The organism is Nonomuraea phyllanthi (genome assembly GCF_006334985.2).
Taxonomy (GTDB): Bacteria; Actinomycetota; Actinomycetes; order Streptosporangiales; family Streptosporangiaceae; genus Nonomuraea; species Nonomuraea phyllanthi.
This window is the reverse complement of record NZ_VDLX02000014.1, coordinates 259330-279717: the sequence shown is the minus strand read 5'-3', so window position 1 is coordinate 279717 and position 20388 is coordinate 259330. Positions and strand designations below refer to the sequence as shown.

Sequence of the window (20388 nt, the reverse complement as noted above, 5' to 3'; positions counted from 1 at the left end):
AGGGCAATCACAACCTGTCGGTGGCCGATGTGGATGCCGATGGGCGGGACGAGATCGTCTACGGGTCGATGGCGGTCAACGACAACGGTGCTCCGTTGTGGAACAACCGCAACGGTCACGGCGATGCCATGCACGTCGGCGATCTGGATCCGTCCCGGCCGGGGCTGGAGGAGTTCAAGGTCGATGAGGACAGCAGCAAGCCGGGCTCCTGGTTCGCCGACGCGCGGACGGGTCAGGTGTTGTGGTCGACCGCTTCGGGTGGCGACAACGGCCGCGGGGTGTCGGGGGACATCTGGGCGGGCAGCCGGGGCGCGGAGTCGTGGTCGGCGCGGGACGGGTCGCTGCGCAGTCCCAGTGGCGCGAATGTGGGGCGCAAGCCGTCCTCGATGAACTTCCTGGCCTGGTGGGACGCCGATGCGGTGCGGGAGTTGCTGGATGGCACGCATATCGACAAGTACGGCACCGGTGGTGACAGCCGGCTGCTGACCGGGAGTGATGTGCATTCCAACAACGGGACCAAGGCGGTTCCGTCGCTGTCGGGCGACGTTCTGGGGGACTGGCGTGAGGAGGTGATCTGGCCCACCTCCGACAACCGGGCGTTGCGGATCTACGCCACGCCGGTCCGTACCGGCATCAAGATCCACACGTTGCTGCACGACCCGCAGTATCGCGTGGCTCTGGCCTGGCAGAACACCGCCTACAACCAGCCGCCGCATCCCAGCTTCTTCATCGGCGACGGCATGAGCACCCCGCCCCAGCCCGACATCTACGTCCGCTGACCATCCCCTCCGCCCTGGGCCCGCCCTCGCCCTCCTACGAGGCCGGGCCCGGGGCCTCATGCACGGCTCGCTACGACAGGACGAAGCGGCCCCAGACGACGGCCGCGGCGGCGAGGAACAGAACGGCGGTGAGCACGGTCGAGCCGTACTCGCGGCGGCGCAGATGCGTGCGCGCGGCCAGCACCATGATCACCGCCAGGCCGACCGCCGCCAGCGGGGTCAGCACCGGCGCGATGCCGGTGGCGGCGGGCAGGACCAGCCCCGCCGCCCCGGCCAGCTCGGCGACCGCGACGAGCCGGACGGCCGTCAGCGAGAAGCCGCCCAACGCGGGAAGCCCCGCCTTCAGGCCCTCCTCGGACTGGATCGCCTTGCGCAGGCCGGTCACGACGAACACCGCCGCGAGGGTGCCCTGGACGGCCCAGAGGAACGCGTTCACAAACCCGCCGCGGACACGCCGCCGTCGATGGTGAAGACCGCGCCGGTGGTGTACGCGGATCGGTCGGAGGCCAGGAAGGCGACCAGATCGGCGACCTCGCGCGGGCCGGCCGCGCGTCCGAGCGGGAACATCGCGGCCAGCTCGGCGTGGCGCGACTCGTCGCCGAAACGGGCGCGGGCCTGCGCCTTCATGAGCGTCAGGATGCGTTCGGTCGCCACCGGGCCGGGGTTCACGCCGACCACGCGGATGCCGTCGCGCAGGCTGTGCCCGCCCAGGGCCTTGGTGAACGTCATCAGGGCGGCGTTGCCGGTGCTGCCCGCGATGTAGTTGGCGTCGTAGCCCTCGCCGGAGGCGCCGATGTTGTTGACGATCACGCCGTGCCCGCGCTCCTTCATCCTGGCGTACAGGTGGCGGGTGAGGTTGATGTAGCCGAACACCTTCAGCTCCCAGCCGTGCCGCCACGCCTGCTCGTCCACCGCCGCCAAGGGGCCGCCGGGGATGTCGCCGGCGTTGTTGACCAGGACGTCCGGTACGGGCACCGCGGCGGCGAACCGGTCGAGGTCGTCGCCCTGGCGCAGGTCCACGACGTGCGTGGAGACGTCCACGCCGTGGTCGGAGCGCAGCCGGAAGGCCAGCTTGTCCAGCTCGGCGCCGCCGCGCGCGACCAGGTCGAGGTCGCAGCCCTCCTCCGCCAGGACCTCGGCGATGGCGGCGCCGATGCCGCGGGAGGCGCCGGTGATGAGCGCCCGCTTGCCACGCAGGTGCAGATCCATGTCATTCCCCGTTTGTCGGAACCGATGGTTTCGACAAAAGCCTTGCCGAAACTTACAGTTCCGTCAAGCGCCGCTGACTCGCCGGTTGCTCATGACGGCTCATCCCGCCTCTTCGGATCACCGCCCTCTCGGGGTGCTCGGCGACTTAAGGTAGATTTTTCCGCCATAACGCCTATGTGGGCATATATCGGACAGTGCCCCTGACCTGCGCTTTTGCTCTCGCCGAAGCTGCCGGGGCCCTATTGGCGGGCTCTTGACCTGCGGAAACGGCAAGGTACCCTCGCCCTACCCCGGGCTTCCGGAGCTGTTTCGAGAGGTTCCCCCACTTCCATGGCGCCAGAGATGCACACGTTTCCACCCCACCAGCCGCCCGGCTCCCACGCAGGTCAAGAACGGCCGTCCGGCGACAAGGCGGCCCACGTACCGCGCGACCAGGCTCCTCGCGTAACGGACGACCGCCCGCACCCGGCGGACCGGCCGCACCAGGCGGACACCCGGCCGGGCGCGGGCACCGGGGACGGCCCCACGTCTCACGGCGATTCCCACCAGCCGTCGAGCCCTGGCGGCGGGCGAGACGACTCCCATGCGTCCCCCGCCACGGGCGACCACCACCCTGGCGCCCCGGCCGCTCCAAGAGCCACCCACAAGTCCGACGCGCCATCCACCAGGCCGACCTCGCACAAGCCGGCGGCCACCGCGAGACCGTCCTCGGACCAGCCGTCCGCTACCGCGAGGCCCACCTCGCACGAGCCGACCGCCACGGCGAGGCCCACCTCGCACGAGCCGACCGCCACCGCGACGCCGACCTCCACCACACCGTCGGTCACGCCCACGTCCAAGCCGACCTCGGATCAGCCGTCGGCCACGCCGACGCCGACGTCCGAGACGCCCTCGGCCACTCCCACGCCGACGTCGGACTCGCCGTCGGCCACCCCGACCCCCACCTCCGACTCGCCGTCGGCCACTCCCACGCCGACGTCCGACACGCCCTCGGCCACCCCGACCTCCGACACGCCCTCCGCCACGGTCACCGCCTCGGCTCCGGAGACCGCCGCCCCCTCGTCGCCCCCCGCATCGGCCGAGACGAGTTCCGCTCCGGCGGAGCCGACCACGTCCCAGGCCGCGCCGCCCGCCAGTTCCGAACCTGAGGAGACCTCCTCACCGTCCGAGCAGGCGGCCACGTCGGAGCCGGAGCCGACGGCCACCTCCAACGACGCGCCGACCACCACGAGCGCCTCCCCGACGGAATCGACCGCGATCGCCGCACCCCGGCCGCCGGCCGAGAAGTCCGACGAAACCACACTGGCCTCATCCGCCACCACGACGGCGACGACCGCGTTCCCCTCGCACGCCCAGGCGTCGGTGACCGGCCCGCTGTCCGGCTCGTTCACCCCGATGGTGATCGCCTCGGCCGTGGTGGCGCTGATGGCCGTGCTCGTGATGTTCGCCGTGTTCAAAACCCGTCGCCGAGCCCACCTGGCCACCGCCGCGTACGTGACGCCGAGCCCGTCGACGCACGTCCCCCGCCACCGCGCCGCCGACCCCGACGAGGGCATTCTGTGGAGGCAGGAGCTCCTGGAAGCCATCGAGGCCGTCAGCACCCTGCCACCGCCACTCGACACCGTCCCACCCGGCGATCAGGACGACGTTCGGAGCGAGCAGGGCGACGCCTTGCCCCACATCCCGGTCGAGGATGCGGACGCACCGTCCGACGCCCCTGCCGACCAGGACGACGCTCGGAGCGGGCAGGGCGACGACTCACCGGACGGGCCCGACGAGCAGGTGGGCGCGGAACCCGAGGCCGGCTCGCCCGCACCCCGTTCAGGTGAGGACCCGCACGGGGAGCCCGCCGACCGGGGCAAGCCGCTGAAGGTCGTCGTCCCCACCGGGCCGCTGGAGTCGCTCGTCGACACCGAGCCGTTGGAGCGCATCGTCATCCCCGGCGCGACCACCCCGTTCGACGCCTTCGCCCCGGCCACGGACGGAAACGCCCCCGACGCGGAGTACCAGGGCCGCAGGCGGCGCGGCGAGGAGCCCGCGAGCGATGAGGACGCCGCCGCCGAGGGAACGCCGCCATCGGCCTCCGACCCGTCCGACGGTGCCCGGCCCGGGGAGGACGCCGGCTGAGCGTGCGGTGAGCGAGACGGCCAGGCCGCGTGGTGACGGCTCATGCGACCGTGACTCACCGCGCGCCCTGACCGTGGCCCGCCGCGTGCCGTGCGGTCCGGGACATCGGCCGTCCCAAAGGTTCGATCGCCCTGGGGGCGGGTCGCCGGCCCTACGAGCGCTTCCTGGCTGGGGGAGGGGCGGTGCTCTCGCGGATCACGAGGTCGGTGGCGAGCTCGATGCGGCTCTGGGGCAGCGGCTCGCCGTGCGCCAGGGTGAGCAGCATGGTGGTGGCCGCGGCGGCCATGTCGGCCAGGGGCTGGCGGATGGTGGTCAGCGGGGGGATGGCCCAGCGCATCGGTGGCAGGTCGTCGAAGCCGATCACGCTGAGATCGTCGGGGATGCGCAGGCCGAGCCGGCGGGCCGCGTGGTAGGCGCCGATGGCCTGCCCGTCGTTGGTGGCGAAGATGGCGGTGGGCGGGTCGGGCAGTCGCAGCAGCCGCTCCGCCTCGGCCAGGCCGCCCTCGATGAGGAAGTCGCCGCGGGCGATGAGCTGGGGGTCGACCGGCACGCCGGCCATGTCGAGGGCGGTGCGGTAGCCGTCGAGCCGGGCCCGGCTGGGCAGCGCGTTCTCGGGGCCGGTGATGATGGCGATGCGGCGGTGCCCGAGCTCCAGCAGGTGGCGGGTGGCGGTCAGGCCGCCGTTCCAGTTGCCGGCGCCGACCGAGGGGATGCCGTGCCCGGGGTCGTCGGCGGGGTCGAGCAGGACGAGGGGGATCTCGCGGTGGGCGAGCTGCTCGCGCTGCGACTGGGACAGGCTGGAGAAGACCGCGATCACGCCGAGCCCGGTCGGGCGGCGGCGCAGCACGCCCTCCAGCCAGCCGCGCTCGGGAGCGGGGTGGTGCAGCTCCGACACGCCCACGGTGATCTCCTGGGCGTGCGCCACCCGCTCGACGCCCTTGATGATCTCGGTGGGGTAGTCGCCTTCCAGGGCGTGGAAGACCAGCTCCACCAGGGCGGTCGGGGTGGGCCTGCGGCGCTGGCGGCGGTAGCCGTGCTGGCGGATGAGTTGTTCGACGGCGGCGCGGGTCTCCGGCGCGACCTCGGAGCGGCCGTTGACGACCTTCGACACCGTCGCGGTGGAGACGCCGGCCAGCTCGGCGAGCTGAGCGATGGTCAGAGGGGACGACTCCGCGGTCATGGCCGAAGTCTAACGACGGTACGCCGGCAACTCGATCAACCGGTGCCCGCCGCCAGGCGCTAGTGTGGACCGTGCAGTCCAGACCGGAGGGTTGACCATGCGTGCGCTGACCCGCAAGGGCGCCGCGACGCGGCAGCGCATCCTCGCGGGCGCGGCGGCGCACATCCGGGAGTTCGGGGTGGGCGCCACGACCCTCGACGACGTGCTGTCCAGGACGGCGACGAGCAAGAGCCAGCTCTTCCACTACTTCCCCGGCGGCCGGGAGGAGCTGCTGCTGGCCGTGGCCCGCTACGAGGCCGACCAGGTGCTGGAGGACCAGCGGCCCCAGCTCGGCGAGCTCACCTCCTGGCCCGCCTGGCAGGCGTGGCGCGACAAGGTCGTCGACCGCTACCGGCGGCAGGGCCGCCTGTGCCCGCTCAACTCCGTCACCTCGCACCTGGGCAACCGCACCCCCGGCGCCCAGGCCGTGGTCACGGAGCTGGTGCGCCGATGGCAGGCCGAGATCGCCGCCGGCGTACGGCACATGCAGGACGCCGGCGAGATCGACCGTGACCTGGACCCCGACCGCGCGGCGGCCGCCCTGCTCGCCGGCATCCAGGGCGGTGTCCTGATCCAGATGTCCACCGGCGACACCACGCATCTGGAGGCCGCCCTCGATATGGGCATCGCCCACCTCCGTACGGGCGGCCCGCGGCCGTCCTGAGCGGAGCCCCCGTAGAGTGGGCCCGCGTGAGAAGACATATCGCGTTTTAGCGTTTGCATAATTTCCGGGATCTGGGTGGTTATCGGGCCGCCGACGGCCGCACGGTGCGGTGGGGGCGGCTGTTCCGTTCCGACTCGCTGGCCAAGCTGCGCGGCGCGGACTGGGACCGGTTCCTCGCGCTCGGCGTCCGTACGGTGATCGACCTGCGCTATCCCTGGGAGATCGAGGCCAGGGGACGGGTGCCGCACCACGACGGGATGGCCTACCACAACCTCAGCATCGAGCACCGGCCCTACGACCAGGCGGAGATCGATCCGGACGCCGACCCGTGGCGCTACCTGGCCGACCGCTACGCCGAGGTGGCCGCGGACGGGGTGGCGGAACTGCGGCGCGCCCTGGAGCTCATCGCCTCGGCCGACGAGCCGCTGGTGTTCCACTGCGCTTCGGGCAAGGACCGCACCGGGCTGGTGGCCGCGCTCGTGCTGTCCCTGCTGGGGGTGGCGGAAGAGGACGTCGTACGGGACTTCGCGCTGACCGAGCGGGCCACTGGACGGCTGGTCGCCGACTGGCGCGCCGCGAACCCGGGCCGCGAGCTGAGATGGCCCGGGTACGGGCGGGCTCCCGCGGAGATCATGCGGCTGTTCCTGGCGGATCTGACGGCGGCCCACGGGTCCGTACGGAGTTATGTGACGGATGGGCTCAAGGTGGACGAGGAAGTGGTCGCACGGCTCCGGGACGGGCTGCTGCTGCCCCGCTGAGCTGCGAACGCTCACGTAAGCTGAAATGTACGGATAAATAACTTGGTGGCGTCGGACGGCGCGCGACCGCGTCCGCACGGCGCTTGATCTCGACGGCCGTTTGGCGTAACAAGGCGTACTGACGTTTCAGACAGGGCCTGCGTTGGCAGGGCGGCCCGGTGACAGGTGGTGGTCGTGGTGGCTGTTGGCAGGATTCTGCGTTTCGACGACGTGCGGGGATACGGGTTCATCGCTCCGTCGGCGGGCGGCGAGGACGTGTTCGTGCACGCGAACGACTTCGGGGACCAGCGCCACCTGGTCCAGCCGGGGCTGCGCGTCGAGTACGACGTGGAGGAGAGCGAGCGCGGCCTGAAGGTCACGACGGTGCGCATCCTCGACGACCACTCCGCGCCCCGGTCGTCGGTCCACGCCAACGGGCACGCGAGGGCGATGCCCGTGGGCGACGACGACGGCATGTGCGACGTGCTCGCGCCCGACGAGTTCACCACCGAGGTGACGGAGGTGCTGATCAAGCACGTGCCGTCGCTGACCGGCGCCCAGATCTCGCAGATCCGCGACCGGCTGGTGGAGAAGGCCCGCTCGCACGGCTGGGTGGAGAACTGAGCCGGGGGCACGTCCCGCGCATAAAGATAATTACGGGTGCCGAACGGCGTTCTGCATAAAGAAATTCAGAGGCATACTCGGAAGTAACAACACGCTACGTGACGCGGCCATTTCGGATAAGTCCTTGACCCATATTGGGCGAGGATTTATCGTGGCTCTTTGGGAGCGCTCCCAGAATATCGCCCCGACAATGGAGGCCGGATGAGCCTGCGGTTCGGTGTGCTGGGTCCCCTGCAGGTCACGCGGGACGGTGTGAGCGTGCGACTGGGCACGCTCAAACAGCGGCTCATGCTCACCATGCTGTTGATGGAGCCGAACAGGACGGTCCCCCTGGAGCGACTGATGGCCGCTCTGTGGGAGGATTCGCCACCCAATTCCGCGATGTACAACCTGCGCAGTTACGCCAACAAACTACGCCAGGCGCTGACCGACGGTCACAATTCCCGGGTCATAACGCGGCGGCCCGGTTACGCGCTGGAGGTGAATGGCGGCGAACTGGACAGCGTCGAATTCGCCGGGCGGCTGCGGCAGGGGCAGGCCGACCTGTCCAAGGGCGCGCCGCGCGAGGCGCTGCGCCACCTGTCCGCCGGGCTGGCGCTGTGGCGGGGGCGCCCCGCCGAGGACGTGCCGCGCACGGTGCCCGTCGCGCCCTGGCTGGACGCCCTGGAGGAGCAGCGCTGCCTGGCGCTGGAGTCGTACGCGGCGGCCCGGCTGGAGCTGGGCGAGCACGAGATCATGGTCACCGACCTGCGTACCCTCGTCTCGCGCCACCCGACCAGGGAGCGCATGTGGGGCCACCTCATGCTGGCCCTCTACCGCTCCGGCGACATCGAGGGGGCCCTGGCCGCGTACGCCGCCGCCCGCCAGGCGCTGGCCGAGCGCCTCGGCGTGGACCCCGGCCCCGACCTCGTCGCCCTGCACCGGGCCATGCTCGCCCGCGACCCCGCCCTGGCGCCGGCCTCCGCCCGCCGCCGCTCCGGCGCCCGCTGCGGCAGGGCCCGCAGCCGCGGCCACGGGCTGCCCTGCTACCGCCGCCGCTGACCCGCCGTCGTGACCGTGCGCAGCACCACGCCGAGCACCCGATCTCCCGCGTAGTAGCCGCAGGCCCGCGAGTCGAAGCTGAGCGGCGGGTTGTCGCCCAGCGCGACGAACCGGCCGCGCGGCACCCGGGACCCGGGGGCCGCGCCCACCGCGCCGGCGACCGCCTCGGGCACCGGATCCCCGGGCAGCCCGGCCACCCGCTTGATCACCCACCGCCCTCTCGGGGAGCCGGCCCGCAGCCGCGCTCCGGGGCGGCCCAGGCCGTGCTGCTCGACGACGACGATGTCCCCGGTGCGTACCCGTTCCAGCGGCCTGCGCCTCACCAGCACCCGGTCGCCCGCGTGCAGGGCCGGCTCCATGCTGCGGCCCTCCACGTCCACGACCGTCAGCGCCCGCCGCAGCCCCGCGAGGCCCGCCCCGGCCAGCACCACCAGGGCGAGCGCCACCACGATCACGGCACCACCGCTCATGGTGAGGAGAGGCGGGGGCGTCACGCCGTGACCGGCATGACGACCTTGTCGGGGTCGAGGCCGGACACCTTGACCTCGCCCCCCTCGCCCAGGATGCCGAAGGCCGGGAACGCCCTGACCTGGAGCGCCTGGTTGATCCCCGTACCCTCCCGCTCGATGACCACCCGCGCGACCGGCTCCAGCTCCAGGCGGTAGGGCTCGGCGTCCCCGCCCATCTCGGCGACGACCGCCACCACCTGGTCACGTCCGCCGGTGAACGACCGGGCCAGCCGGACGAAGGCGGGCAGCTGGGCCTTGCAGGCGGAGCAGTCCGGCGAGAAGACCGCGACCAGCGTGTTGCCGGACAGCCCGGCCCTGGAGACGATCTCCCCGGTGGTGGACAGGGCCTCGAACGCGCCGGCCGTCTCCCCGGTCTCCAGCATCGGTGCGGGCGGCTGCCCGCCGCCCATCTCGGTGATCAGGGTCGAGTGCTCGCGCAGCCGGCGGATGACCCCGACCGTCAGGACCAGGTCGAGCAGGCAGATCGCGCCGACGACGGCGACGAGGGACACGACGACAGGCATGGGTCCTCCAGCAAAGGCGCACATCGCTTCGCTGGGGACGCTAGGGGGCCGTGATACAACCCCCATACAGGTCGTATACACCCTGGTCGGCGAGTATCAAACCCGTATGAGACATGTACGGCGGAAGCCTACGGTCGTGCCGAAATCATCCGTGACGAACGGAGACCAACCATGGTACGACTCGTCGAATCCCTGGCCGACAGAATGCTCACGAAGCTCGTCCCCAAGGCCACCGCCCAGGCCTGCTCCTGCTGGACCGAGGGCAACACCTGCCTGGTCCGCACCTGCTGCCGCTACGGCAGCTCGTGCGGCCGGATCTCCTGCGGCAACTACATCTGCAACTGCTGCTGATGTCCGACCGTCTGCCCGGCGCGCGTGCCGCCGGCCGCCGCCGGGCAGGCCCCCAGGCAGACGGGATCCCCATGTCATTCACGGTTGTGCTCCTGTCGGTCGTGTCGGCCGCTCACCTGCTGGTGACGCTGTCCCTGGCACGCCAGGTACGCCGCCTCGCCCGGCAGGCCGAGGCCCGGCCGGTGGTCCTGGAGATGGACGAGACCGTCGGTCCGTTCCACGCGGACACGACCGACGGCGCACGCGTCGATCGGACCGCGCTGCCCGACTTCGGGCTGGTCGCGTTCTTCTCGCCGGCCTGCCCCGCCTCCGTGGACCAGGTTCCCGGCTTCGGGAGCATCGCCGGCCGGTTCCCCGGCGGGCGGGAGGCGGTGCTGGCCGTGGTGGTGGGGGAGGAGCGGGCCGCGCGGCCGTACGCGGCGGAGCTGGAGCGGGTGGCCAGGGTCGTGGTGGAGCCGGAGCGCGGCGCGCTGGGCAGGGCGTTCAAGGTCCGGGGGTTTCCCGCGTACGCGCTGGTGGACGCGACGGGGCTGGTGCTGGCGTCCAGTGGCGAGCTGGACGAGGTGTTCGTGATCCCCTGACCGAGGCGGCCCGCCCGGATCAGGCGGCCGGCCACCGGTCGAGCTCGGCGTGCAGGTGACCGGCGGGGCAGCCCAGTACACCCGCTCGGCGTTCCGCCGGCGCGACGGCGCACCGACCCTGGCGAAGATGATCACCCCACTGAACATCGTGTGGTCGCGCTCGATGCCGGTGGGTGCGCAGCCGTCCACGGCGACCGTGTCGAAGGACGCGGCCGGCCGGTGGTTCGTGTCCCTGCTGGTGGAGGAGGAGATCAGCCCGCCGCCGCCGGTCGCGCCGGGTCCGGCGCGTCATGTGGCCATGGGGCCTTCGTGCCGGTGGCGGCGCTCGCCGGCCGTCATCGAGGCGCCGCCGCCGTCGCCGGTCGCGACGCCGCCCGGCGAGTAGTAGCGACGCAGCCAGTCGGCCAGCCCGTCCAGCCCGGGGAGCAGCACGCGCTCGGTGATGTTCGCCTGGTCGAGCCGCTGCCTGATTTCCGCCTTGACCCCGGACGGGACCAGCCACCCGTGCCACAGCCCCGGATGTTCCTCCAGCCACTGCTCCAGCTGGAACGTGACGCACGAGAAGGCCGACAGCACCGACGACTGGTTGATCACCCGGTCGTCCAGCGACGGCGGCTCGAAGAACGCCAGGAACGGCTCGTCCCCGCCGAGCCGGTCGAAGCGCGCGAGGTCGCCGGCACTCTCCGCGAGCAGCTCCGTGGTGAAGACCAGCGCGCCCTCCGCCTCCAGCGACGCGCGCAGCGGCTCGGGCAGCAGCCGGTGCGCGCCCGCGCAGTCGACCGCCAGCAGCACGCCGTCGTCGTCCGGCCACGAGGCGGTCGTGAAGTGCAGGGCCACCAGCGGGGAGAACGTCCAGTCCAGCAGGCGCGTGGGCAGGCCGTGGTGTTGGCCCAGGGCCAGCCAGTCCCAGATCGTCGGTCCGGGCACCTGCCGATGGGCGTATTTCCGGAAATTTCGTATCAGGTGCGACTCTAGTGCTGCATAGTCGCCGTCCAGCCGGGCCAGGCCGGACATGTGCGAGTACGTGCTCCTCGCCGCCCCCCGGAAGACCAGCGTGGAGTGCGCGTGCTCGGTCCCGTCGCACCGGCCCGCCTCGCTGACCGCGTCGTCCAGCACGCGCCAGGACGAGACCCTCACCAGTTCCATTCCGGAGTGGATGCCCCCGGCCGTCCCTCCCACACGCGCGGCCGCAGTTTGCCCAGAGGTTACGTATGCTGTACGGTACAGCGTACGACAAGGGAGGGGCACGGATGTACCAGCCGAGCAACGAGGAACTGAAGAGCGTCGAGGCATGGTTCGCCGAGTACGACGCGGCGGCCGAGGAGGGCGCGCTCGAGAAGCTGGCCGACCTGGCGGTCTTCCCGATGAACCTGGCCACCGACGTGCCGGGCGGCTACGCGGCCGTCCGCCAGTGGACGCGGGCCGAGTACGTCGAGGCCATGAAGGAGGCCATGGGCGGCGGCACGGCCGGCCTGGGCCTGGAGTCGAGGCGGACGCCCCACTTCCTCAGCCCGAACCTGGTGGTCGTGGAGACGGAGGCGACGATGACGGTGGAGGGGCAGACGCACCACATGCACTACGCCGACCTGCTGGTGCGCACGGAGGACGGCTGGGCCTTCCAGACCATGGTCCAGGGCGGCTGGGGGCACGGCTGGCCCGCGGCCAGGCGAGGCTGACCGGGCCTGGCGGGGCTGACCGGCGGGCCGCCGCCCGGTGCGCACCAGGGCGCTTGACGTTGCCCAGTGTCGGCCCGGTGTCGGCCCGGTGTCGGCCCGGTGCCGGTCCAGGGCCGGCACCGGGCTCGCGTCCGGGTGGTCAGCCGCCCGTCATCGCGGCGTGGAGCCGGAGGTAGGGCTCGGCGTCCTTGTGACGGTTCTGGCGCTGCAGCGTGCGGCCGAGCAGGAGGCAGGCGTACCCCTCCGCCGGGTCGCGCTCCAGCACCAGCCGGAGCTCGGACTCGGCCCGGAGGAGCTGGGCCGAGTGGTAGTAGGCGCGGGCCAGCAGCAGACGGGCCGCGAGGTTGTCCGGGGCCGCGGCCACCACCCCGGCCAGGATGCGCGCGGCCCCGATGTAGTCCTCGGACTCGAAGAAGAGCCGCCCGCGCGCGTACTCCTCCGCGAGCCCTCGTCCAGTCAGGGTCTCGATCGGCATGGTCACTCTCCTCCCGTGTGCGGCATCCTCTCGGCGGGGACGACCCCCAGGCGACCGGCCTGGTAGTCCTCCATGGCCTGGAGGATCTCGGCGCGGGTGTTCATCACGAAGGGCCCGTAGTGCACGACCGGCTCCCGGATCGGCTGCCCGCCGAGCAGCAGCACCTCCAGGTTCGGCTCGGCCTGGGGCTGGGACGGGTCGGCGGCGAGGGAGAGCGACCCGCCCTGGCCGAAGACGGCGAGCTGCCCCTTGCGCACCGGCCGCCGCTCGTCCCCGACGGTGCCGTGCCCGGCCAGCACGTACGCGAGGGCGTTGAACGCGGGGTTCCACGGCAGTTCCAGCCGCGCCCCCGGGCTCACCGTCGCGTGCACCATCGTGATCGGCGTGAACGTGACGCCGGGACCGGCGTGCCCGTCGAGCTCGCCGGCGATCACCCGCAGCAGCGTCCCGCCGTCGGCCGAGGCGAGCAGCGCCGTCTGGCGGCCGCGGATGTCCTGGTAGCGGGGCGGGTGGAACTTGTGGGCGCGCGGCAGGTTGACCCAAAGTTGCACGCCGTGGAACAGCCCGCCCGAGACCACCAGGTGCTCCGGCGGCTTCTCGATGTGCAGCAGGCCGGCTCCGGCCGTCATCCACTGGGTGTCGCCGTTGGTGATCGTGCCGCCGCCGCCGTTGGAGTCCTGGTGGTCGAAGATGCCGTCGATGATGTAGGTGACGGTCTCGAAGCCGCGGTGCGGGTGCCAGGGGGTGCCCTTGGGCTCGCCGGGCGCGTACTCGACCTCGCCCATCTGGTCCATATGGATGAACGGGTCCAGCGCGGACACCGGCACTCCGGCGAACGCGCGCCGTACCGGGAAGCCCTCGCCCTCGTAGTCGCTCGGCGCGGTCGTCACCGACAGCACGGGCCGCCGCGCGGCGGCGGCCGGGTCGGGTGCGGCGACGCGCGGCAGCGTCAGGGTGTCGGCGGTGATGGCTGGCATGACCCCTCCAGGTGATTGAATGTTCAACCGCTGCCCGGCTCAACGCCCGGAGGGTATCCGGCATTCCCGGGTCAGGTGCCGAGGAGCGCCAGGTCCAGGCGGGGCGGGTGCGGCCCGTACGCGTTGCGCCGGGCGGCGCGGGCCCGCATCCCCGGCAGCGCGGTCAGCGCCTTGAGCAGAGGGGTGGGGGGAAGCAGCGGCCGGCCGGTGTCCCTGGCGCGGGCCGTGCGGCGCTCGGTGCGTACCTGCTGGGCCTGCACCCGCCGGATCGCCGGCTCCCGGTCGGACTGGACGGCCGCCAGCACCTCGTCGCCCACGGCCCCCGCCCGCAGGGGCGGGATGAGCCGGTTGGCCGCGGCCACCGCGTCCTGGACCGCCATGAGGATGCCGTTGCCGCCGACCGGCGAGATGACGTGCGCCGCGTCGCCGAGCAGCAGCAGCCCGGGCCGCCACCAGCGCGCCACCCGGCTGATCTCCACCGACAGCAGGGTCGTCTGGGCGAAGCCGGTCAGCAGGTCGACCCGGTCGGCCAGCCAGGTGACGTGCTCGGCCACGAAGTTCCTGATCGGCGTGACCCCGGCGTCCCGGGCGGCGGCGTAACCGCCCTTGGGCAGGGTGAAGCCGACCTGCCAGTCGTCCACGCCGCCGAGCAGGGCCACGTAGTGGTCGCGGCCGAAGTACAGGTCGACGTCGGCCTCGGGCGGGTCTCCCGGGCGGCGCGGCAGCCGGAACCAGAGCAGGTCGCCGGTCGCGCCCAGGCTCTCGGTCGGCAGTCCCGCCAGGCGCCGCATGCGCGAGTGGCGGCCGTCGGTCGCCACGACGAGGTCCGCCGGCAGCTCGCTCTCGCCGCAGCGGACGCCGGAGACCCGCTCCGCCGGCCCGGTGAGCAGGCCGGTCGCCTTGGACCTGGTGAGGACGCGGGCGTGGTCCAGCTCCGCGATCCGGCCGGCCATGAACTCCAGGAACCGCGACTGCGGCATGAGCGCCACGTAGTTGTACCTGGAGGCGATCCGGCCGTAGTCCGCGGTGACCACCGTGCCCGCCCGGGTGTGGAAGCGGAAGTGGCGGGCACGGTGGTGCGGCAGCCGCAGCAGGTCCTCGGCCAGCCCCAGTGTGGCGAGGAGCTCCAGCGTGTACGGGTGCAGCGAGTCGCCGCGGAAGTCGCGCTCGAAGTCGGCCCGCGCCTCCAGCAGGGTCACCTCGATCCCGGCCCGCCCCAGCAGGTAGGTCAGCAGCACGCCCCCCGGCCCCGCGCCGACCACCACGCATCGGGCCGGCCCCCGCGCGTTCACGGCCGCAGGTGGAAGACGGCCATGCGGGGCAGCGCCTGCTCGATCTCGGCGAGGGCGGGCTCCTCGCCCAGCCCGAAGGCGGCCTTCACCCAGGGCGCGTCCACCGCCTTGAGGTAGGCGGCCACCACCTCGGCCGCGCCCGCACCCGGCACCGGGACGCCGCTGCGCTCCTCCGCGCTCCGCCCCGCCAGCAGCGTGCAGCGCGGGTGCCCGGCCAGGTTGCGCGGCCAGTCGCGGGTGCGGTCGGGGCAGACGAGGTAGTCCTCCCCCTGGTGGCGCAGCACGCCGACCGGCACCCGCCGCCGCTCCCCGGTCCGGCGGCCCGGCACCTCCAGCACGCGGAGCGCGCACTCGCCCTCCGCGATCGGGCGTGGTGGCTCGGCGAGCAGCCGATCGATCATCATGCGGTTGAGCGCGACGACGTCCACAACGATCACCTACCCGAGTCGCTAGACACTCTAGCGAATATCACTCGATTGTCTAGCGAAATGTCCGGATGGAGCGCTCGATACAGTGGGCGCTGTGACAGACCAGACCGAATCCGGATATGCCATCGGGCAGGCGATACGCGAGGTGTTGCGTGATTCCCCCGACGTGCACCGGGCACTGGCCAGGCGGCTGGGGATCGGGGTGACCGACGTGCTCGCCCTCGATCACGTGACCTTCAGTCCCACGCCGCTGGGCGTGGTGGAGCTCGGTCACCTGCTGGGCATCCGGTCGGCGTCCGCCACCGTGCTGGTCGAGCGGCTGGTCGACACCGGCCATCTGGTCAAGGTCCCGCACGGGCAGGACAGGCGGCGGCTCGCGCTGCATCCGACGGAGCACGCGCGCGCGGAGGTCACGGCCGCGCTGGCCCCGCTCGTCGCCGAGCTGCGCGGGATCACCGACGCCCTCGACGCGCCCACCGCCGCCGCGGTCCTCGCCTTCCTGCAGCAGGTCCGCGACGCCCTCGCCCGCTTCGCCCACCAGCCACAGCCGTCCGACTGACGCAGCCGTCCGACTGACCGACGCCGGTCGATCGACCGCAGCCGCCTGTCTGACTGACTGACTGACCGCCGCCCGCCGATCGCCCACAGCGGCCGACCGCCCGCAGTCGGCCGACCGGCCGGCGCCGGCTGATCGACGCGCGGCGTGCGGGCCACGCGCGCCCGACCCCGAAAAGCGGGCGGCCACGCGCGTGCGACGCGCGTGGCCCTCGTCCTTCGGTACAGGTGAAGCGCTCAGGAGACGCTGAGCAGGAATGCGACCTCGGCCCGCCTCCCGTTGTAGAGCTGGCTGTAGACGGCGATCGTGTGGAACCGGTCCTGGCCGCACGTCGGCGCGCCGATGTCGACCGACAGCGACCGCGGTGCGTCGTAGTGCCCGATGGGCGTGACCTGGATCGCCACGGGCCCCTCCAGATCGACCGTCTCGTCCAGGCCGACGCAGTAGATCCCCTGGTACGGGTGCCAGACGTCGGTGACGTGCTTGCCGTGTTTCACCGACCCGTGCTCGTCGACCGTGGCCGACGCCTGCGCGTACGGCGTGTCCGCCCGTGCGGCGGCCGGGGCCAGGACCGCGGCCGCGGCCAGCATCCCCGCGGCGACGCGCCTGATCTGCTTCATGTGAATGCTCCTTTCTGTGGCGGTCAGGAGACGGACAGGTCGAAGCCGGAGTCGGCGGGGCGCCCCGTGTGGGGGTTGGCGACGTAGACGGTGATGGTGTGGTCCCGGTGGCAGGTGGCCGAGCGGTGCCGGTAGGCGATGGAGGGCAGCCGCATGACCTGGCGCGCGGTGATCTGGATCACCGAGTCGTCCAGGTTCAGGTGGGAGGCGACCTGCACGCAGTACTTGCCGGTGCCGGCCCGCCAGGACGTGACGACGTTCTTGCCGTTGTTCAGGCCGCCGTCCGCGTCGACGATCGCCGCGGCCCGCGCGTACGGGGCCTCCAGGTCGGCGTACGCGGCGGGTCCGGTGGCCAGGACGAGGCCGCTGACGGCCAGCGCGAGCCCGCCCGCCAAGACATGACGGAGCATGAAATCCCCCTCTGTTACGACAGATGTGTGTGCCACGACAGAAGGTAGGTTCGGCGCGGGGACCGCGGCATGAGACACCCCGGACCGCGACGCTCAAGGTTTCTTGATCGGCAGCACGCGAACCCATGGTCGTCGGCGGGCGTCGTGACCTCCCCTTCCGCGCCCGCCGGAGGGCCGCGTCCGACGCCGGAACCCCTGCCCCGCCTGCGCTGTACCGCCGCGACCGCGGCCAGGGCCAACGGCAAGCGCTCGGTAACCTGAGGCCGTGGGAAAGGCCCCCGCCCGCTCGGACGAGCGGACGGGGGCCTGCCGGTGTGCCGGGAAATCTAGGCGAACGCCCAGGTGAAGATGTGCATCCGGCCCTCGTCCACCGGGGAGAAAGTCAGGCTCTTCACCTTCTTGCCCGGGTCCAGGGTGATGGGCTGGGAGGCGTAGACGTACGCGTTGATCGGGTGGAGCTCCCACGACCCCCAGAACAGGCGGTACGGCGTGGTGGCCACGATCTCGTTGCCGAACTGCGGGTCGTCCGAGCCGAAGTCCAGGATCCAGTCGCTGAAGCCCAGCTTGGCCGTGCTCTTCGTGCCGTCCGTGTAGGTGACGGTCACCTCGGACTCGGGGTTGCCCTGCGTGCCCGAGCCGAGGAAGGAGAGCTTGGTGGCCCCGTCAGGTGCCGCCACCTCGATCGGCTCGGTGCCCGGGCGGAGGTTGTCCCACTCGCCCTTCTTCCGGTCCGGCCAGGTGAAGCTGAAGTCCTTCCAGGTCACCGGCTCGCCGGGCCGCAGGCCCGCGTCGGCCAGCGCCTGGGCGGAGTAGCTGAAGCCGGGCCCGTCGAGGTTGGCCTCGCCGGGGGAGGCGGCGTCGCCGATGCCGGCGTTGTTGTGGTACCACTCCGGGCTGCCGCGCTCGGCCACGTTGAGCCGCACGCTCGCCGTGGTGTCGCCGACCGCGATGGGGACGGTCGCGAAGCCGAGCCCGGCCGAGCCGGACACCGAGACGGTGAGCGGCACCCGGGCCTCGCCGGTGGCGGGGACGCTGAGCGTGCCGCCGGACGGCGACACCGTGACGCCCGCCGGCGGCCTGGCCTGCCACGTCAGGGTGGCCGCCCGGCCGAGGGAGCGCACCGCGAGCTCCGTCTTGAAGGTGCCGCCCGGCTCGACGGGCCCGCTGCCGGGGCCCAGGCCGGCGACGTACGGCTTCGAGCCCTCGTCGAAGGAGGGCGGCACGTCGCGCGGCTGAGTGCCGAACCACCAGCCGGGACTCGTTCCGAGGTCGAAGTCGAGCCGCCCGCCCTGGGTCGCGAACCCCTCGGGCAGCCACGCCTTGGTGGTGTTCACGCCGTTCACCTTGAGCCCCCGGATGTAGGGCTCGTCGGCGTCCGGCGCGCTGATGACGATGTCGCCCGCCGGGCGGTCGATCGTGATGCGGTCGAACAGCGGCGTGCTCACGAACAGCTCGGCGCGGCCGGGGATCGCCGGGAACAGCCCCATGGCCGACCAGACGTACCACGAGCCCATGGCGCCCAGGTCGTCGTTGCCGACCAGGCCGTCGGGGCCGGGCCCGAACAGCTCCTTCTGCACGCGCCGCACCAGCTCCTGCGTCTTGTACGGCTGCCGCAGCCAGGCGTACAGCCACGGCGCCGGCAGCCCCGGCTCGTTGCCCAGGTAGGCGTACGGCTCGGCCGGCCCGGCGTTCAGCTTGCCGAAGAACTTGTCCAGGCGGCCGCTCGCCTCGGCGCCCCCGCCCATCGCGGTGAACAGGCCGAGCGGGTTGTGCGGCACCAGCCAGGTGTACTGGGCGCCGTTGCCCTCCTGGTAGACGTCGGGGTCGCCCGGGTCGAACGGGGCCTTGAACGAGCCGTCGCTCATGCGCGGCTCGATCCACTGCTCGGCCGGGTTGTACATGCTCTGCCAGGCCTGCGACCGCTTCATGAACTCGGCGGCCGTCGCCCGGTCGCCGAGCCGGTTCGCGAGCTGGGCGATGCCGAAGTCGGCGATGCCGTACTCCAGGGTGGAGGAGACGTCCAGGGGGACGTAGCCCTTGTCCATGTAGGAGGCGTTGCCGGGCCGCTCGTCGTAGCCGATCTGCGGGTGGCCGACGTCCATGGGGCCGACGCGGCGGGCCGCCTCCGCCATGGCCTTGAGCGCGGAGGCGTACTCGAAGTCGCGGGCGCCGAAGGCGTACATGGTCGACAGGATCACGTGGTAGGGGTCGCCGACCATGACGCCGGTGACGGCGTTCTGGTGCGACCAGCGGTCCCAGACGTTGCCGATGGCCTGCGCGTTGTCGTACATCGACTGGGCGATGTCGCTCGCCACGTCCGGCGCGAGCAGGGCCAGCAGCTGCACCTCGCTGCGGTAGATGTCCCAGCCGGAGAAGGTCGCGTACTGGTGGTGGCCGGGGCGCACGGTGTGCGGCTTCTGGTCGAAGCCGGCGTAGGTGCCGTCGACGTCCTCGAACACGTACGGCTGGAGCAGCGCGTGGTAGAGGCTGCTGTAGAAGGTGCGCTGCTGGTCGGCGGTGCCGCCGGTGACGGACACCTGGGCCAGGCGCTTGTTCCAGGCCGTGGTGGCCTCCTGCCGCACCTGGTCGAGGCCCTTGCCCGCGATCTCGGCGGCGTAGTTCTTCTTCGCGCCCTCGAGGCTCACGTACGACAGCCCGACGCGCATCTGGACCGGGCGGGCGGCGTCGAACTGGAGGTAGGCCCCCGAGCCGGGCCCGTTGACGACGACGTCGTCCTGGGTGACCACGTCGCCCCTGACCCGGGCGGCGCCCTTGTTGGCCACGGTCTGGGCCCCGGGCCGCACCTCGTCGTCCTTCCACGTGCCGAAGCCGGTGACCGGCTGGTCGAAGGTGGCGTGGAAGTAGACCTTGTAGCGCATCGGCGGGCCGCAGAAGCCGCCGGTCTGCACCCAGCCCTCGACCGTGTTGCCGCTGATCCGGGTCTCACCGTCGTCCACGCCGTTGATGGAGCCGCTGGTGTTGAGCAGCACGGTGCCCGGCTTGCCCTGCGGGAACGTGAAGCGGGCGACGCCCGCCCGCATGCTGACGGAGATCTCCGTCTTGATCCCGGTGTCCAGGACGCTGCTGTAGAAGCCGGGGGAGGCCTGCTCGTTGTCGTGCTTGAAGGTCTGGACGTAGTCCTCGCCGTGGGTGGCGGGCGAGCGGCCGACCTCGCCGGAGAACGGCATCACCGGGAAGTCCTGCGCGCCCGTGCAGCCGGGCCCCGAGATGTGCGTCATGGAGTAGCCGCGCAACCGGTTGTCCTCCCAGCGGTAGCCGCCTCCGGCGTCGGCCACCGTGTCGGGACTCCACTGCATCATGCCGAACGGCAGCACGGCGCCGGGGAACGTCATGCCCCCGCCGCCGCCGTGGCCGAAGTCGGTCGCGGCCTCCTTGGTCCCGTGGAAGACGTTGACCAGGGCGGCCGGGTTCTGCACCGGGGTGGCGACGGAGGCCGCCGCCGCCCCGGTTCCGGACGGGAACGCTGCCGCCGCCACGAGGGCGGCGACGATCGGTAAGGACCATTTGGACACGGCAGTCCTCCAGAAAGTGGGATCGCAGTATCGAAACCCGGGCCCCACAAGGGGGT

25 protein-coding genes are annotated in these 20388 nt (G+C 72.2%); 10 read left to right on the top strand and 15 right to left on the bottom strand.

Annotated features, from left to right (window positions below; translation table 11 throughout):
• Positions 1 to 779: rhamnogalacturonan lyase family protein (locus FH608_RS33685; RefSeq protein WP_455430074.1), on the top strand; the 779-nt coding region annotated here is incomplete at its 5' end.
• A 70-nt stretch (positions 780 to 849) separates the two neighbouring features.
• Here FH608_RS33685 and FH608_RS33680 read toward each other — a convergent pair.
• The 4 genes from FH608_RS33680 to FH608_RS33665 form a co-directional block, all read right to left on the bottom strand.
• The gene (locus tag FH608_RS33680; protein WP_139634400.1) at positions 850 to 1215 is read right to left on the bottom strand and encodes a DoxX family protein; all 366 of its coding nucleotides are present in this window, start codon (positions 1213 to 1215) and stop codon (positions 850 to 852) included.
• Entirely contained in the window at positions 1212 to 1988 is a 777-nt protein-coding gene (locus tag FH608_RS33675; protein ID WP_139634399.1) for an SDR family oxidoreductase, read from the bottom strand. Before FH608_RS33675 ends, FH608_RS33680 begins: the two co-directional genes overlap by 4 nt.
• A gap of 530 nt (positions 1989 to 2518) precedes the next feature.
• Positions 2519 to 2815, bottom strand: a complete 297-nt coding sequence (locus FH608_RS33670; RefSeq protein ID WP_139634398.1) for a hypothetical protein — start codon at positions 2813 to 2815, stop codon at positions 2519 to 2521.
• 24 nt (positions 2816 to 2839) lie between these two features.
• Complete coding sequence (locus tag FH608_RS33665; protein ID WP_139634397.1) at positions 2840 to 3379, bottom strand: hypothetical protein; 540 nt, start codon at positions 3377 to 3379, stop codon at positions 2840 to 2842.
• On the opposite strand from FH608_RS33665, the gene FH608_RS33660 reads away from it, so the two are divergent.
• Entirely contained in the window at positions 3351 to 4115 is a 765-nt protein-coding gene (locus FH608_RS33660) for a hypothetical protein (RefSeq protein WP_139634396.1), read from the top strand. The genes FH608_RS33665 and FH608_RS33660 overlap by 29 nt on opposite strands.
• A gap of 151 nt (positions 4116 to 4266) precedes the next feature.
• Here FH608_RS33660 and FH608_RS33655 read toward each other — a convergent pair whose 3' ends face one another.
• Positions 4267 to 5295: a LacI family DNA-binding transcriptional regulator gene (locus FH608_RS33655; RefSeq protein ID WP_139634395.1), complete on the bottom strand. Its 1029-nt coding sequence runs from the start codon at positions 5293 to 5295 to the stop codon at positions 4267 to 4269.
• 97 nt (positions 5296 to 5392) lie between these two features.
• Here FH608_RS33655 and FH608_RS33650 point away from each other — a divergent pair, with 97 nt between their 5' ends.
• The 4 genes from FH608_RS33650 (at position 5393) to FH608_RS33635 (ending at position 8400) form a co-directional block, all read left to right on the top strand.
• On the top strand, positions 5393 to 5998 hold the full coding sequence (locus tag FH608_RS33650) for a TetR/AcrR family transcriptional regulator (RefSeq protein ID WP_139634394.1): 606 nt from the start codon (positions 5393 to 5395) through the stop codon (positions 5996 to 5998).
• 53 nt (positions 5999 to 6051) lie between these two features.
• Positions 6052 to 6756: a tyrosine-protein phosphatase gene (locus FH608_RS33645; protein ID WP_139634393.1), complete on the top strand. Its 705-nt coding sequence runs from the start codon at positions 6052 to 6054 to the stop codon at positions 6754 to 6756.
• Between the two features lie 174 nt (positions 6757 to 6930).
• On the top strand, positions 6931 to 7359 hold the full coding sequence (locus FH608_RS33640) for a cold shock domain-containing protein (RefSeq protein ID WP_226900131.1): 429 nt from the start codon (positions 6931 to 6933) through the stop codon (positions 7357 to 7359).
• Between the two features lie 201 nt (positions 7360 to 7560).
• The gene (locus tag FH608_RS33635; RefSeq protein WP_139634392.1) at positions 7561 to 8400 is read left to right on the top strand and encodes an AfsR/SARP family transcriptional regulator; all 840 of its coding nucleotides are present in this window, start codon (positions 7561 to 7563) and stop codon (positions 8398 to 8400) included.
• Here the strand turns inward: FH608_RS33635 and FH608_RS33630 are convergent.
• On the bottom strand, positions 8385 to 8870 hold the full coding sequence (locus FH608_RS33630; protein WP_139634391.1) for a S26 family signal peptidase: 486 nt from the start codon (positions 8868 to 8870) through the stop codon (positions 8385 to 8387). The two genes, FH608_RS33635 and FH608_RS33630, sit on opposite strands and share 16 nt — an antisense overlap.
• Positions 8871 to 8890: 20 nt before the next feature.
• Positions 8891 to 9433: a TlpA family protein disulfide reductase gene (locus tag FH608_RS33625; protein ID WP_139634390.1), complete on the bottom strand. Its 543-nt coding sequence runs from the start codon at positions 9431 to 9433 to the stop codon at positions 8891 to 8893.
• A 171-nt stretch (positions 9434 to 9604) separates the two neighbouring features.
• Here FH608_RS33625 and FH608_RS33620 point away from each other — a divergent pair, with 171 nt between their 5' ends.
• Together FH608_RS33620 and FH608_RS33615 are read left to right on the top strand one after the other, a co-directional pair.
• The gene (locus tag FH608_RS33620; protein WP_139634389.1) at positions 9605 to 9784 is read left to right on the top strand and encodes a hypothetical protein; all 180 of its coding nucleotides are present in this window, start codon (positions 9605 to 9607) and stop codon (positions 9782 to 9784) included.
• Positions 9785 to 9855: 71 nt separating this feature from the next.
• Positions 9856 to 10365: a thioredoxin domain-containing protein gene (locus FH608_RS33615; RefSeq protein WP_139634388.1), complete on the top strand. Its 510-nt coding sequence runs from the start codon at positions 9856 to 9858 to the stop codon at positions 10363 to 10365.
• 288 nt (positions 10366 to 10653) lie between these two features.
• On the opposite strand, the gene FH608_RS33605 is transcribed toward FH608_RS33615, so the two are convergent.
• Positions 10654 to 11511, bottom strand: a complete 858-nt coding sequence (locus FH608_RS33605; RefSeq protein WP_193318774.1) for an FRG domain-containing protein — start codon at positions 11509 to 11511, stop codon at positions 10654 to 10656.
• A gap of 104 nt (positions 11512 to 11615) precedes the next feature.
• Here FH608_RS33605 and FH608_RS33600 point away from each other — a divergent pair, with 104 nt between their 5' ends.
• Positions 11616 to 12041, top strand: a complete 426-nt coding sequence (locus FH608_RS33600) for a nuclear transport factor 2 family protein (RefSeq protein WP_139634386.1) — start codon at positions 11616 to 11618, stop codon at positions 12039 to 12041.
• Positions 12042 to 12180: 139 nt separating this feature from the next.
• Here the strand turns inward: FH608_RS33600 and FH608_RS33595 are convergent, their stop codons facing one another.
• The 4 genes from FH608_RS33595 to FH608_RS33580 all read right to left on the bottom strand — a co-directional run bounded on the left by FH608_RS33595 (position 12181) and on the right by FH608_RS33580 (position 15222).
• Positions 12181 to 12516: a tetratricopeptide repeat protein gene (locus FH608_RS33595; protein WP_139634385.1), complete on the bottom strand. Its 336-nt coding sequence runs from the start codon at positions 12514 to 12516 to the stop codon at positions 12181 to 12183.
• Between the two features lie 2 nt (positions 12517 to 12518).
• Positions 12519 to 13493, bottom strand: coding sequence for a pirin family protein (locus FH608_RS33590; protein ID WP_139634384.1), 975 nt, complete (start codon positions 13491 to 13493; stop codon positions 12519 to 12521).
• Positions 13494 to 13564: 71 nt separating this feature from the next.
• A complete protein-coding gene (locus FH608_RS33585; RefSeq protein ID WP_139634383.1) occupies positions 13565 to 14785 on the bottom strand; it encodes an FAD-dependent oxidoreductase in 1221 nt (406 codons plus the stop codon).
• Positions 14782 to 15222, bottom strand: a complete 441-nt coding sequence (locus FH608_RS33580) for a nitroreductase/quinone reductase family protein (RefSeq protein ID WP_226900130.1) — start codon at positions 15220 to 15222, stop codon at positions 14782 to 14784. Before FH608_RS33580 ends, FH608_RS33585 begins: the two co-directional genes overlap by 4 nt.
• 85 nt (positions 15223 to 15307) lie before the next feature.
• Between FH608_RS33580 and FH608_RS33575 the strand changes: the two genes are divergently transcribed.
• A complete protein-coding gene (locus tag FH608_RS33575) occupies positions 15308 to 15772 on the top strand; it encodes a MarR family winged helix-turn-helix transcriptional regulator (RefSeq protein WP_139634382.1) in 465 nt (154 codons plus the stop codon).
• Between the two features lie 233 nt (positions 15773 to 16005).
• Here the strand turns inward: FH608_RS33575 and FH608_RS33570 are convergent, their stop codons facing one another.
• The 3 genes from FH608_RS33570 to FH608_RS33560 form a co-directional block, all read right to left on the bottom strand.
• Positions 16006 to 16389 carry a hypothetical protein gene (locus FH608_RS33570; protein WP_139634381.1) on the bottom strand — a complete coding sequence of 128 codons (384 nt, stop codon included), beginning with the start codon at positions 16387 to 16389 and terminating at the stop codon, positions 16006 to 16008.
• Positions 16390 to 16412: 23 nt separating this feature from the next.
• Positions 16413 to 16799 (bottom strand): hypothetical protein, encoded by a 387-nt coding sequence (locus tag FH608_RS33565; RefSeq protein WP_139634380.1) that lies wholly within the window; start codon positions 16797 to 16799, stop codon positions 16413 to 16415.
• Between the two features lie 326 nt (positions 16800 to 17125).
• Positions 17126 to 20332, bottom strand: a complete 3207-nt coding sequence (locus tag FH608_RS33560; RefSeq protein ID WP_226900129.1) for a GH92 family glycosyl hydrolase — start codon at positions 20330 to 20332, stop codon at positions 17126 to 17128.
• Between the last annotated feature and the right edge of the window lie 56 nt (positions 20333 to 20388).